General features: G+C 55.1%; 8 protein-coding genes, 2 tRNA genes and 3 rRNA genes. 8 read left to right on the top strand and 5 right to left on the bottom strand.

Annotated elements, in window-relative coordinates:
- The first annotated feature begins 22 nt into the window (after positions 1 to 22).
- A complete protein-coding gene (locus ACYZTY_RS18870; protein ID WP_461954986.1) occupies positions 23 to 1,021 on the top strand; it encodes a zinc-dependent alcohol dehydrogenase family protein in 999 nt (332 codons plus the stop codon).
- On the opposite strand, the gene ACYZTY_RS18865 is transcribed toward ACYZTY_RS18870, so the two are convergent.
- Positions 1,018 to 1,608 (bottom strand): 2-hydroxychromene-2-carboxylate isomerase, encoded by a 591-nt coding sequence (locus tag ACYZTY_RS18865; RefSeq protein WP_461954985.1) that lies wholly within the window; start codon positions 1,606 to 1,608, stop codon positions 1,018 to 1,020. The two genes, ACYZTY_RS18870 and ACYZTY_RS18865, sit on opposite strands and share 4 nt — an antisense overlap.
- Positions 1,609 to 1,646: 38 nt before the next feature.
- A complete protein-coding gene (locus ACYZTY_RS18860; protein WP_461954984.1) occupies positions 1,647 to 2,375 on the bottom strand; it encodes an SDR family oxidoreductase in 729 nt (242 codons plus the stop codon).
- Positions 2,376 to 2,467: 92 nt separating this feature from the next.
- On the opposite strand from ACYZTY_RS18860, the gene ACYZTY_RS18855 reads away from it, so the two are divergent.
- A complete protein-coding gene (locus ACYZTY_RS18855; RefSeq protein WP_461954983.1) occupies positions 2,468 to 3,040 on the top strand; it encodes a TetR/AcrR family transcriptional regulator in 573 nt (190 codons plus the stop codon).
- On the opposite strand, the gene ACYZTY_RS18850 is transcribed toward ACYZTY_RS18855, so the two are convergent.
- Positions 3,027 to 3,308: a hypothetical protein gene (locus ACYZTY_RS18850; protein ID WP_222587803.1), complete on the bottom strand. Its 282-nt coding sequence runs from the start codon at positions 3,306 to 3,308 to the stop codon at positions 3,027 to 3,029. The two genes, ACYZTY_RS18855 and ACYZTY_RS18850, sit on opposite strands and share 14 nt — an antisense overlap.
- A gap of 168 nt (positions 3,309 to 3,476) precedes the next feature.
- Positions 3,477 to 4,364, bottom strand: coding sequence for a threonine/homoserine exporter RhtA (gene rhtA / locus ACYZTY_RS18845; RefSeq protein WP_461954982.1), 888 nt, complete (start codon positions 4,362 to 4,364; stop codon positions 3,477 to 3,479).
- A gap of 670 nt (positions 4,365 to 5,034) precedes the next feature.
- On the opposite strand from rhtA, the gene ACYZTY_RS18840 reads away from it, so the two are divergent.
- From ACYZTY_RS18840 to rrf, 5 genes are all read left to right on the top strand, one after another.
- Positions 5,035 to 6,573 (top strand): 16S ribosomal RNA (locus ACYZTY_RS18840).
- 123 nt (positions 6,574 to 6,696) lie between these two features.
- Positions 6,697 to 6,773, top strand: a tRNA-Ile gene (locus ACYZTY_RS18835).
- Between the two features lie 9 nt (positions 6,774 to 6,782).
- A tRNA-Ala gene (locus ACYZTY_RS18830) sits at positions 6,783 to 6,858 on the top strand.
- A gap of 239 nt (positions 6,859 to 7,097) precedes the next feature.
- Positions 7,098 to 9,989 (top strand): 23S ribosomal RNA (locus tag ACYZTY_RS18825).
- 154 nt (positions 9,990 to 10,143) lie between these two features.
- A 5S ribosomal RNA gene (rrf, locus tag ACYZTY_RS18820) occupies positions 10,144 to 10,259 on the top strand.
- Together the 16S, 23S and 5S rRNA genes with 2 tRNA genes alongside form the textbook arrangement of a ribosomal RNA operon.
- Before the next feature lie 114 nt (positions 10,260 to 10,373).
- Here the strand turns inward: rrf and ACYZTY_RS18815 are convergent.
- Positions 10,374 to 11,297: a TIGR03571 family LLM class oxidoreductase gene (locus ACYZTY_RS18815; protein ID WP_461954981.1), complete on the bottom strand. Its 924-nt coding sequence runs from the start codon at positions 11,295 to 11,297 to the stop codon at positions 10,374 to 10,376.
- 276 nt (positions 11,298 to 11,573) lie between these two features.
- On the opposite strand from ACYZTY_RS18815, the gene mrdA reads away from it, so the two are divergent.
- A complete protein-coding gene (gene mrdA / locus ACYZTY_RS18810; protein WP_461954980.1) occupies positions 11,574 to 13,466 on the top strand; it encodes a penicillin-binding protein 2 in 1,893 nt (630 codons plus the stop codon).
- The last annotated feature ends 138 nt before the right edge of the window (positions 13,467 to 13,604 follow it).

The following is a 13,604-nucleotide window of genomic DNA, read 5'->3' as shown; positions in this document are numbered from 1 at the left end:
ACCTCTGACGGGAATTTGCGAAATGACTGACTCATTTGAAATGCGTGCTCTGATTGTTGAATCGGCCAATGGGCCGTTACGCTTGGCTACCATCCAGCGGCCCGTGCCTGGACCGGGTCAGGTGTTGGTCAGGATCAAAGCCAGTGGGGTGAACCCGTTGGATGCAAAGATTCGTTCGGGGCAGGCTGCTCATGCACGTCAGCCGTTGCCGACGGTGCTGGGCATGGACCTCGCTGGGACGGTTGAGGCGTTGGGAGAGGGTGTCAGCGGATGGCTGCCGGGTGATGAGGTCTACGCGATGGCGACCGGAATCGGCGGTGCTCAAGGTTCACTCACGGAATTTGCGGTGGTCGATGCACGGTTACTGGCGCGCAAACCAGGCAATCTGAGTATGCGTGAGGCGGCAGGGTTGCCGTTGGTACTGATTACAGCATGGGAAGGGTTGGTGGACCGGGCTCGAGTTCGAACGGGGCAGAAGGTGCTGATTCACGGCGGTGCGGGTGGTGTCGGGCATGTGGCGGTACAAATAGCCCGGGCCTTTGGAGCTGAAGTGTTCGCCACTGGCTCGACGGGGCAACAGGCGATCATCGAAAGCTTCGGTGCGACGTTTATTGATTACCGCAAGTCCTCGGTCGAGGATTATGTGGCGGAGCATACGGCAGGAGAGGGGTTCGATATTGTCTACGACACGGTGGGCGGAGAAACGCTGGATGCTTCCTTCAAGGCCGCTCGGGTTTACGAGGGGCATGTGGTGAGCTGCCTCGGCTGGGGACAGCATAGTTTGGCGCCGTTGTCGTTTCGGGGCGCGACCTACTCCGGGGTGTTTACCTTGTTGCCTTTGTTGACTGGCAAGGGAGGAGAGCGTCACGGGCAGATTCTTCGTGAAGCCGCACAATTGATCGAGGCCGGTAAGCTGAAGCCGTTGCTCGACCCGCGGCAGTTCACATTGCAAACCGCCGGGGCCGCCCATGAACTGCTCACTACTGGAGCGGCTCAAGGTCGCTTGGTCGTCGAGATTTAACTCAGGGCTTCAAGGACGAAGTCCAGCCGATCCTGACCGAAGAACATCTGATCACCGACAAACATGCACGGTGCGCCGAATACGCCTCGTTGGATCGCTTTCTCGGTGTTGTCCTTGAGAGCGGTTTTGACTTCCTCGTCGGCGGTGAGTGCCAGTACTTCGTTCGGGTCGAAACCGTTTTGCGTCAGCACGGCTGCAACGGTCGCCGGATCATCGAGGCAGAGGCCCTCGACCCAGAGTGCGTTGAACAGGCAATCGATAAACGCATGGAAGCGTTCTGGATGACGCAACTGCATACCCGTGACGGCACGCATAAGCATCAGGGTATTGATAGGAAAGTGGGGATTGAACTTCAGTGGTACGCCGTAACGTTTTGCGTAGCGGTCCAGGTCCTGAAACATGTAGCGACCTTTGGCCGGGATGGTTGCCGGTGATGCGTTGCCGGTGGCTTTGAAGACCCCACCCAGCAGCATCGGTACGTAGATCAGCTGGCTGTCGGTCTGCTCGCAGATTTTCGGCAATTGGGTGTACGCCAGGTAGGTGGCGGGGCTGCCAAGATCGAAAAAGAACTCCACGGTTTTGCTCATGGTCGGTGCACTCTGCTTATTGTTGTAGGGAGGAGGGCTTACCAGCGTTCGTTCCAGGGGCGCAGATCCAGCTCGAAAGTCCAGGCGTCCCGCGGCTGGCTGTGCAGGTACCAATAGTTCTCGGCGATGTGCTCGGGATTGAGGATGCCGTCCTCGTCCTTGGTGGCGTACTTCTCCGGAAAGCTGTTGCGAATGAAGTCAGTATCGATGGCGCCGTCGACTACGACGTGGGCGACGTGAATGTTCATCGGCCCCAGTTCACGGGCCATGCTTTGAGCCAGTGCGCGAATCCCGTGCTTGGCACCGGCGAATGCTGCAAATCCTGACGCGCCGCGCAGGCCAGCGGTGGCGCCGGTGAACAGGATCGTGCCGCGTTGGCGTGTGACCATCCGCTTGGCCACTTCACGTGCATTGAGAAAACCCGAGAAACAGGCCATTTCCCAGATCTTGAAATACTTGCGGGCAGTTTCTTCAAGAATGCTGCACGGCACGTTGGCGCCGATGTTGAAAACGAACGCCTCAATGGGGCCGATCTCGGTTTCAATCTGCTCGACCAGCGCAATCACGTCCTCTTCCTTGCGTGCATCACAGGCAAATCCGTGGGCGTCACCGCCATTCGCCTTGATTGCATCGACCAACGGCTGGAGTTTGTCCGCGCTGCGACGAGTGACGCAGGCAACGAAACCCTCCTGCGCAAAACGCTTGGCAATCGCGCCGCCGGTGGCATCACCCGCGCCGACAACCAGTACGACCTTCTTGTTATTCATGGGTAGATCCCTTTGCTAAACGATCGTTAACTGAACGAACGTTATGCTACGATTCGACGGACGTCAAGACGATCAACCCTGAGGGAAAGGCGATGCGTTACTCAGTCAATCACAAGTTGGAAACCAAAGAGAAACTGCTGAGCAGCAGCGCTGTGTTGGCGAAGAAATCCGGTTTTTCCACGGTGGGTGTCGACGGCTTGATGAAGGCGATCGGCTTGAGTGGCGGTGCTTTCTACAGTCACTTTTCGTCGAAGGACGAACTGTTCGCCTCGATCGTCGAGCGCGAGTTGTGTCAAAGCCTGGAGCGATTGGGGGCTGATCAGGATCGCGACAGACTGGAACGCTGCCTCAAGCATTATCTGAGCATGGCCCATGTCGAGCACCCGGAATCCGGTTGTGCGTTACCGGTATTGGGAGCTGAAATTGCCCGTTCAGATATCGCTGTTCGCCAGGAGGCGGAGATCTGGATTTGTCAGCTGCAGGAGAGTTGGGCGAGGATCCTGGAAAGCGACAGCCTGGCATGGTCGGTGCTGTCGCAATGCATCGGTGCGTTGGTCGTGGCTCGAATGTTGGCCACTCCAGACATTCAGCGCACAGTGCTGAAGTCCAGTCACGATGAGATTGGCCGCCAGATTGCCGGGCGGCATCCATCTACTTGCAGATAACGATCATGCTTCGGCTGGTATAACCGGCAGGGTTGAGACCAAATGGATAATCGCCTGGCTCTTCCACCGCATCCCCCGACTTGGCGATGACCTTGTACCCCTTGGGCGCGCACGAGTTGGCGGCGCTGGTGTAGCACTTGTCCCAGGATGAGGAGAGTCCTGAACAGTTGATATGCAGCCCTTTCTTGCCATGTTTGACTTGTGTTTTCGATGTCGCCGCGCAGCCCGCAACTGCAAGTACAGCGATCAGTAGCAAAATTCGTTTCATTACTGTCCTTATAGCGTTCCCGGATCTCGTGCCCGGGTCTGGCTGCATTCGCTTTCAATTGAAGCGTTCTGATATCCCTATCCTGAAAAATCCATGTCTGACACTGGGTTACGGGCCTAAACATGGCCTAATTGAGCGGCAAATACCAGACCTGCGTCAAATCCTGTATCAATCCGCCGCGACCGCAGGCTTGGCAGCGCTTCCCATGGTCATGGTCGCCCCGACGGAAGCCAGAATGATGCACATGATCGCCATCCACTGTGACAGCGTGAGGTACTCGTGGAGGAACAGCAAACCTGACAGCGCGCCGAAAGCGGGTTCAATGCTCATCAATGTGCCGAAGGTCCGGGTTGGCATTCGGGTCAGAGCGACCATCTCCAGCGTGTAGGGCAGGGCGGTGGACAGAAGTGCGACAGCGATGGCCACGGGGATCAATGACGGAGTCAGCAGGGCGGCACCGGCATGGACAATGCCGATAGGGGCGACGAACAGTGCGGCAATCATCACTCCCAGTGCAGCGGTCTGCACGCCATTGTCGGCGCCGGCCTTCTGGCCGAACAGGATGTACAGTGCCCAGCAGACACCCGCGCCCAAGGCATAACCGGCACCTACGAGGTCGATTCCCGCAGTCGTCGCTCCTGTCGGTATTAATAGCAGCAAGCCGATGGCAGCCAGGGCTATCCACAAAAAGTCGATCGCGCGGCGTGAAGCATAGATAGCCACTGCAAGTGGTCCGGTGAACTCCAGGGCTACGGCAATCCCCAGGGGGACGGTGCGCAGAGACATATAGAAGAGGAAGTTCATGCCGCCCAGTGCCATCCCGTAGACGATGACGGTACGCAGGGACTTTGCAGTGAGCTTCGCCCGCCATGGGCGCAACAGGAGCAGCATGATCACGCTGGCGAAGATCAGCCGCAGGGTGGTGGTTCCCTGAGCGCCGATAATCGGGAACATGCTTTTGGCCAATGAAGCTCCGGACTGGATCGACGCCATGGCTATTAATAGCAGGCCAACCGAGAACAGAGTCGAGGCGAGGCTGCGGGGATGGTCATTCATTACGTGGCATCGTCCGAAGTGGGAAGCGAGAGTATTGCTCTGTGTGTTGGGCAATATACTGCGCATTCGTGACGGTTGCGTCTATATATAAGCAATGATTTTGAACATCCTGATAGAAAAGCCAAATCAGGGGTTGACGGCAGATTCTGGAAGTCTATAATTCGCCCCACTTCCGGCGCAGTCGAAACGGAAAACTCCTTGGTAAACAAAGAGTTACGCAGTTTTCGACAGCGAGTTGCTTCAGGTCATCGAAGCCCAGAAGGAGTTGATCAGGCAGGGTTGTAGGGCTTGATTGACGGTTCGATCTTCTCGGTCGAAAGCGGAGAAAAAGAGGTGTTGACAGCAGCGAGTAACGCTGTAGAATTCGCCTCCCGCTAACGAGAGATCGGAAGCGCAAGTGGTTGAAGTTGCAAAGGAAACTTTGAAAACTTCTGAAAATAACCGCTTGACAGCAACAGAGGCTGCTGTAGAATGCGCGCCTCGGTTGAGACGAAAGATCTTAACCAACCGCTCTTTAACAACTGAATCAAGCAATTCGTGTGGGTGCTTGTGGAGTCAGACTGATAGTCAACAAGATTATCAGCATCACAAGTTACTCCGCGAGAAATCAAAGATGTAACCAACGATTGCTGAGCCAAGTTTAGGGTTTCTTAAAAACCCAAAGATGTTTGAACTGAAGAGTTTGATCATGGCTCAGATTGAACGCTGGCGGCAGGCCTAACACATGCAAGTCGAGCGGCAGCACGGGTACTTGTACCTGGTGGCGAGCGGCGGACGGGTGAGTAATGCCTAGGAATCTGCCTGGTAGTGGGGGATAACGCTCGGAAACGGACGCTAATACCGCATACGTCCTACGGGAGAAAGCAGGGGACCTTCGGGCCTTGCGCTATCAGATGAGCCTAGGTCGGATTAGCTAGTTGGTGAGGTAATGGCTCACCAAGGCGACGATCCGTAACTGGTCTGAGAGGATGATCAGTCACACTGGAACTGAGACACGGTCCAGACTCCTACGGGAGGCAGCAGTGGGGAATATTGGACAATGGGCGAAAGCCTGATCCAGCCATGCCGCGTGTGTGAAGAAGGTCTTCGGATTGTAAAGCACTTTAAGTTGGGAGGAAGGGCAGTAAATTAATACTTTGCTGTTTTGACGTTACCGACAGAATAAGCACCGGCTAACTCTGTGCCAGCAGCCGCGGTAATACAGAGGGTGCAAGCGTTAATCGGAATTACTGGGCGTAAAGCGCGCGTAGGTGGTTTGTTAAGTTGGATGTGAAATCCCCGGGCTCAACCTGGGAACTGCATTCAAAACTGACAAGCTAGAGTATGGTAGAGGGTGGTGGAATTTCCTGTGTAGCGGTGAAATGCGTAGATATAGGAAGGAACACCAGTGGCGAAGGCGACCACCTGGACTGATACTGACACTGAGGTGCGAAAGCGTGGGGAGCAAACAGGATTAGATACCCTGGTAGTCCACGCCGTAAACGATGTCAACTAGCCGTTGGGAGCCTTGAGCTCTTAGTGGCGCAGCTAACGCATTAAGTTGACCGCCTGGGGAGTACGGCCGCAAGGTTAAAACTCAAATGAATTGACGGGGGCCCGCACAAGCGGTGGAGCATGTGGTTTAATTCGAAGCAACGCGAAGAACCTTACCAGGCCTTGACATCCAATGAACTTTCCAGAGATGGATTGGTGCCTTCGGGAACATTGAGACAGGTGCTGCATGGCTGTCGTCAGCTCGTGTCGTGAGATGTTGGGTTAAGTCCCGTAACGAGCGCAACCCTTGTCCTTAGTTACCAGCACGTAATGGTGGGCACTCTAAGGAGACTGCCGGTGACAAACCGGAGGAAGGTGGGGATGACGTCAAGTCATCATGGCCCTTACGGCCTGGGCTACACACGTGCTACAATGGTCGGTACAGAGGGTTGCCAAGCCGCGAGGTGGAGCTAATCCCAGAAAACCGATCGTAGTCCGGATCGCAGTCTGCAACTCGACTGCGTGAAGTCGGAATCGCTAGTAATCGCGAATCAGAATGTCGCGGTGAATACGTTCCCGGGCCTTGTACACACCGCCCGTCACACCATGGGAGTGGGTTGCACCAGAAGTAGCTAGTCTAACCTTCGGGAGGACGGTTACCACGGTGTGATTCATGACTGGGGTGAAGTCGTAACAAGGTAGCCGTAGGGGAACCTGCGGCTGGATCACCTCCTTAATCGACGACATCAGCTGCTCCATAAGTTCCCACACGAATTGCTTGATTCATTGAAGAAGACGATAGAAGCAGCTTTAAGCTCCAAGCTGATAGCTCACCGCTAACAGTTACGCGCTCGAAATTGGGTCTGTAGCTCAGTTGGTTAGAGCGCACCCCTGATAAGGGTGAGGTCGGCAGTTCGAATCTGCCCAGACCCACCAATTTTGTATGGGGCCATAGCTCAGCTGGGAGAGCGCCTGCCTTGCACGCAGGAGGTCAACGGTTCGATCCCGTTTGGCTCCACCATTAACTGCTTCTGCTGTTAGAGTTTAGAAATGAATATTCTGAAGTGAATATTGATTTCTAGTCTTTGATTAGATCGTTCTTTAAAAATTTGGGTATGTGATAGAAAGATAGACTGAACGTTACTTTCACTGGTAACGGATCAGGCTAAGGTAAAATTTGTGAGTTGCTCTTAATTGAGTATTATCGAATTTTCGGCGAATGTCGTCTTCACAGTATAACCAGATTGCTTGGGGTTATATGGTCAAGTGAAGAAGCGCATACGGTGGATGCCTTGGCAGTCAGAGGCGATGAAAGACGTGGTAGCCTGCGAAAAGCTTCGGGGAGTCGGCAAACAGACTTTGATCCGGAGATGTCTGAATGGGGGAACCCAGCCATCATAAGATGGTTATCTTAAGCTGAATACATAGGCTTAAGAGGCGAACCAGGGGAACTGAAACATCTAAGTACCCTGAGGAAAAGAAATCAACCGAGATTCCCTTAGTAGTGGCGAGCGAACGGGGACTAGCCCTTAAGTGGCTTTGAGATTAGCGGAACGCTCTGGAAAGTGCGGCCATAGTGGGTGATAGCCCTGTACGCGAAAATCTCTTAGTCATGAAATCGAGTAGGACGGAGCACGAGAAACTTTGTCTGAATATGGGGGGACCATCCTCCAAGGCTAAATACTACTGACTGACCGATAGTGAACTAGTACCGTGAGGGAAAGGCGAAAAGAACCCCGGAGAGGGGAGTGAAATAGATCCTGAAACCGTATGCGTACAAGCAGTGGGAGCCCACTTTGTTGGGTGACTGCGTACCTTTTGTATAATGGGTCAGCGACTTATTTTCAGTGGCGAGCTTAACCGAATAGGGGAGGCGTAGCGAAAGCGAGTCTTAATAGGGCGTCTAGTCGCTGGGAATAGACCCGAAACCGGGCGATCTATCCATGGGCAGGTTGAAGGTTGGGTAACACTAACTGGAGGACCGAACCGACTACCGTTGAAAAGTTAGCGGATGACCTGTGGATCGGAGTGAAAGGCTAATCAAGCTCGGAGATAGCTGGTTCTCCTCGAAAGCTATTTAGGTAGCGCCTCATGTATCACTGTAGGGGGTAGAGCACTGTTTCGGCTAGGGGGTCATCCCGACTTACCAAACCGATGCAAACTCCGAATACCTACAAGTGCCGAGCATGGGAGACACACGGCGGGTGCTAACGTCCGTCGTGAAAAGGGAAACAACCCAGACCGTCAGCTAAGGTCCCAAAGTTATGGTTAAGTGGGAAACGATGTGGGAAGGCTTAGACAGCTAGGAGGTTGGCTTAGAAGCAGCCACCCTTTAAAGAAAGCGTAATAGCTCACTAGTCGAGTCGGCCTGCGCGGAAGATGTAACGGGGCTCAAACCATACACCGAAGCTACGGGTATCACTTAGGTGATGCGGTAGAGGAGCGTTCTGTAAGCCTGTGAAGGTGAGTTGAGAAGCTTGCTGGAGGTATCAGAAGTGCGAATGCTGACATGAGTAACGACAATGGGTGTGAAAAACACCCACGCCGAAAGACCAAGGTTTCCTGCGCAACGTTAATCGACGCAGGGTTAGTCGGTCCCTAAGGCGAGGCTGAAAAGCGTAGTCGATGGAAAACAGGTTAATATTCCTGTACTTCTGGTTATTGCGATGGAGGGACGGAGAAGGCTAGGCCAGCTTGGCGTTGGTTGTCCAAGTTTAAGGTGGTAGGCTGGAATCTTAGGTAAATCCGGGATTCTAAGGCCGAGAGCTGATGACGAGTTACCCTTTGGGTGACGAAGTGGTTGATGCCATGCTTCCAAGAAAAGCTTCTAAGCTTCAGGTAACCAGGAACCGTACCCCAAACCGACACAGGTGGTTGGGTAGAGAATACCAAGGCGCTTGAGAGAACTCGGGTGAAGGAACTAGGCAAAATGGCACCGTAACTTCGGGAGAAGGTGCGCCGGTGAGGGTGAAGCATTTACTGCGTAAGCCCATGCCGGTCGAAGATACCAGGCCGCTGCGACTGTTTATTAAAAACACAGCACTCTGCAAACACGAAAGTGGACGTATAGGGTGTGACGCCTGCCCGGTGCCGGAAGGTTAATTGATGGGGTTAGCTAACGCGAAGCTCTTGATCGAAGCCCCGGTAAACGGCGGCCGTAACTATAACGGTCCTAAGGTAGCGAAATTCCTTGTCGGGTAAGTTCCGACCTGCACGAATGGCGTAACGATGGCGGCGCTGTCTCCACCCGAGACTCAGTGAAATTGAAATCGCTGTGAAGATGCAGTGTATCCGCGGCTAGACGGAAAGACCCCGTGAACCTTTACTATAGCTTTGCACTGGACTTTGAATTTGCTTGTGTAGGATAGGTGGGAGGCTTTGAAGCGTGGACGCCAGTTCGCGTGGAGCCAACCTTGAAATACCACCCTGGCAACTTTGAGGTTCTAACTCAGGTCCGTTATCCGGATCGAGGACAGTGTATGGTGGGTAGTTTGACTGGGGCGGTCTCCTCCTAAAGAGTAACGGAGGAGTACGAAGGTGCGCTCAGACCGGTCGGAAATCGGTCGTAGAGTATAAAGGCAAAAGCGCGCTTGACTGCGAGACAGACACGTCGAGCAGGTACGAAAGTAGGTCTTAGTGATCCGGTGGTTCTGTATGGAAGGGCCATCGCTCAACGGATAAAAGGTACTCCGGGGATAACAGGCTGATACCGCCCAAGAGTTCATATCGACGGCGGTGTTTGGCACCTCGATGTCGGCTCATCACATCCTGGGGCTGAAGCCGGTCCCAAGGGTATGGCTGTTCGCCATTTAAAGTGGTACGCGAGCTGGGTTTAGAACGTCGTGAGACAGTTCGGTCCCTATCTGCCGTGGACGTTTGAGATTTGAGAGGGGCTGCTCCTAGTACGAGAGGACCGGAGTGGACGAACCTCTGGTGTTCCGGTTGTCACGCCAGTGGCATTGCCGGGTAGCTATGTTCGGAATAGATAACCGCTGAAAGCATCTAAGCGGGAAACTAGCCTCAAGATGAGATCTCACTGGGACCTTGAGTCCCCTGAAGGGCCGTCGAAGACTACGACGTTGATAGGTTGGGTGTGTAAGCGCTGTGAGGCGTTGAGCTAACCAATACTAATTGCCCGTGAGGCTTGACCATATAACACCCAAGCAATTTGTGCGTAAAAGCCAGATTGCGGTGTGTGAAGACGAAACGAACCGAAAGTTCGAGATACTCGCAAAACACCAAACTATCGCATACCCATTCGCTGGAGCGTGACCTCGCAAGAGAGAACGACCCGGCTACCGAATTTCTTGACGACCATAGAGCATTGGAACCACCTGATCCCATCCCGAACTCAGCAGTGAAACGATGCATCGCCGATGGTAGTGTGGGGTTTCCCCATGTGAGAGTAGGTCATCGTCAAGATTAAATTCCGAAACCCCAATTGCGAAAGCAGTTGGGGTTTTGTTTTGCCCGCAGGAAAGTGGCGTGACAAAAAAAGGGATAGCCCAGCGGCTATCCCAAGTTCCAGCAGCACCGTTAGTGGAACTTAGGCAGAACGTATTCAGCGATCTCTTCAATAACTTCAGCAACCGGTCGTTCGCTACGGCGCAGATGTAAGCCGACATGCTGAACACCTGCTTCACGCAACGCCTGAAGCTCATCAATCAAAGCCAACCGTCCACAGCTGCCACCGAAGCGCACACGTCGCATGGGTGCATAAGGGTGGGCGGATAGATCCAGGTGAACGAAGCTGATGTAGGGTTTATTGCCTCCGACTTCCCGCCACAGCCCCACTCGGCGCCGATGCTCATCCGGAGTACCCGGATAGGCGAGCCAGCCATCCATGTGTTGGCCAATCCAGCCAGGGGATTGTTGACCAAGGCCCGCAACCAGTAATGGCACCGGCTGATCTCGCTCCGGCAATAGACGAGCACCTTCGGGCAAGCGGCCTTCACCTTGGCTGCGCAATAGCTCAACCGTCTCGCGAAAGATCTCCCCGCGCTGATCGTAGTCCACGCCAAACAACGGATACTCCATCGGACGGTCACCACTGGCGACCCCGAGGAGCAGACGTCCGTCACTCAATTCATCGACACTGTTGGTGGCCTTGAGCGTTAGCCAAGGCTGACGCAACGGCAGCACAACCGCCGCCGTGCCCAGCATGATGTTGTCGGTAATCCCGGCCAAATAACCAAGGTAGGAAAAGGTTTCAAAGACCTGTGCGGCATCGCCAAAGTCAGGGTCATAAACCGGCACATCGCGTATCCAAAGTGCCCGAAAACCGGCGTTGTCAGCCAATCGCGCCATCGCCGCGTGTTGCTTCAAATCGGGTACACCGAAAGGCCGCTCCTCCTCAATCCGTAGCCGCTGACCATCACTGGACCAATCGTTATCCAGCGGTAATTCCAGGCCGATGGAAAACCCGTTCGGGCCGAGTAATCGTTGAAATCGTGGATGCATGAAAAGACTCCCAAACAACAAAATGGAATGACATGCACCCAGTATCTACAGGCCCATCTGCTAGAAAAATGCATGAATCGGAATATCAATCTTGAGAAAAACGCACGAGTCAGACAAATAGCCGCTAGTCGTTTTGGCCCTCAAGGGCAACCGTTCGAGAAAATCGCGCTAAGGTGACCGCACGGTTTTTGGTATGGTGCAGCTCGTTTTTTCACGGGCGGATTTCAAGCCTACGGATCGGCCCCCCCCTTTTTTAGCCAAAGAGCTGCTGCAGAAATGCCCGAACCGATACCCATCAAGGACCATGAAAAAGAGACGCGCCTGGTCAACAAACGGTTGATCGCCTGCGCCTTGTTCGTCGCCGCCATTTCCTGCGCACTCGTGGTGCGCATGTATGTATTGCAAGTGGTCGAGTTCGACTATCACTCGACCATCTCCGAAAACAACCGCGTACATGTGCTGCCGATCACCCCTACGAGAGGGCTGATCTTTGACCGCAACGGTGTCGTCCTCGCAGACAACCGTCCCAGCTTCAACCTGACCATCACCCGCGAACGCGCCTCCGACGTCAAAGAAGAACTCGATGAGGTGGTCAATCTCCTGCACTTGCCCGCCGAGGACCGGACGCTGTTCGACAAGGCCATGAAGCAGGCGCGCCACCCGTTCGTGCCGGTCACCCTGTTCTATGAGCTCAGTGAGCAGCAAATCGCGGTACTCGCGGTCAACGAGTTCCGACTGCCGGGGATCGATGTCGAGCCCCAATTCGTCCGCCATTACCCAATGGGCGCACACTTCGCACACTCGATCGGGTACGTCGGTCGTATCAACGAAAAAGAATCCAAAGTCCTGGACACGGTGGAGTACCGCGGCACCCAATCCATCGGCAAGACCGGCATCGAAAAGTTCTACGAGTCCGAATTGCACGGCCAAGTGGGTTACGAAGAAGTCGAAACCAACGCTCAGGGCCGCGTACTGCGAGTGCTCAAGCACACTGATCCGATCCCCGGTAAAAACATAGTCCTGAGCCTGGATGTCAAACTTCAGGAGGCGGCCGAGGAAGCCTTGGGCGATCGTCGTGGTTCAGTAGTGGCGTTAGACCCCTCGACTGGCGAAGTGCTGGCAATGGTCAGCAAGCCCAGCTTCGACCCGAACCTGTTCGTCACTGGCATCAGCTTCAAGGAATACGCGGCGCTGCACGATTCCATCGATCGGCCGCTGTTCAACCGCGTCCTGCGCGGCCTCTACGCGCCGGGTTCGACCATCAAGCCCGAGGTGGCCATTGCCGGTCTCGATGCCGGGGTCGTCACTCCTCAGACTCGCGTCTTCGACCCGGGCTATTACCAACTCCCGGACTTCGATCACAAATACCGTAACTGGAACCACAGCGGCGACGGTTGGGTAGACATGGACGCGGCGATCATGCGCTCCAACGACACTTACTTCTATGACCTGGCCCACAAGCTGGGCATCGATCGTCTGCATGACTACATGGCGATGTTCGGCCTCGGCGAGAAGGTCTCGCTGGACATGTTCGAGGAGTCTGCCGGGCTGATGCCATCCCAGGCCTGGAAGCGTGCCACGCGCCGTCAGGCCTGGTTCCCGGGCGAGACCGTGATCCTCGGCATCGGCCAGGGTTACATGCAGGTCACGCCGCTGCAGCTGGCCCAGGCCACCGCGCTGATCGCCAACAAAGGTGTGTGGAACCGACCGCACCTGGCCAAGACCGTGGACGGCGTGGCGCCGGTGGACGAGCACCCGATGCCGAACATCCTGCTCAAGGACCCGCGTGACTGGGAGCAGGTCAACCACGGCATGCAGATGGTGATGCACGACGCTCGCGGGATTGCCCGGGCGGCCGCGCAGGGCGCCCAGTACCGCATCGCCGGCAAGAGTGGTACCGCGCAAGTGGTCGCGATCAAGCAAGGTGAACGCTACAACCGGGCGAAAACCCTGGAGCGTAACCGCGACAATGCCTTGTTCGTCGGTTTCGCCCCGGCCGAGCATCCGAAGATCGTCATCTCGGTGATGATCGAAAACGGTGAGGCCGGTGGCCGCGTCGCCGGCCCGGTCGTGCGGCAGATCATGGATGCCTGGTTACTTGATCAGGACGGTCATCTCAAACCGCAATACGCCACGCCGAGCAAAATACCGGGCGACCCCCACGTCTAAGCGATTGATGGTGTCTGGTAGATCGCCTTCGCGGGCAAGCCCGCTCCCACAGTGACCGAGTTAAACCACAAATTTGTGCACGACACAGAACCTGTGGGAGCGTGGCTTGCCCGCGAAGAACGATAACGCGGTGCAACG

The organism is Pseudomonas sp. LB1P83 (genome assembly GCF_054897885.1).
The sequence above is the reverse complement of the archived record's forward strand: the minus strand, read 5'-3'. Positions and strand labels throughout refer to the sequence as shown.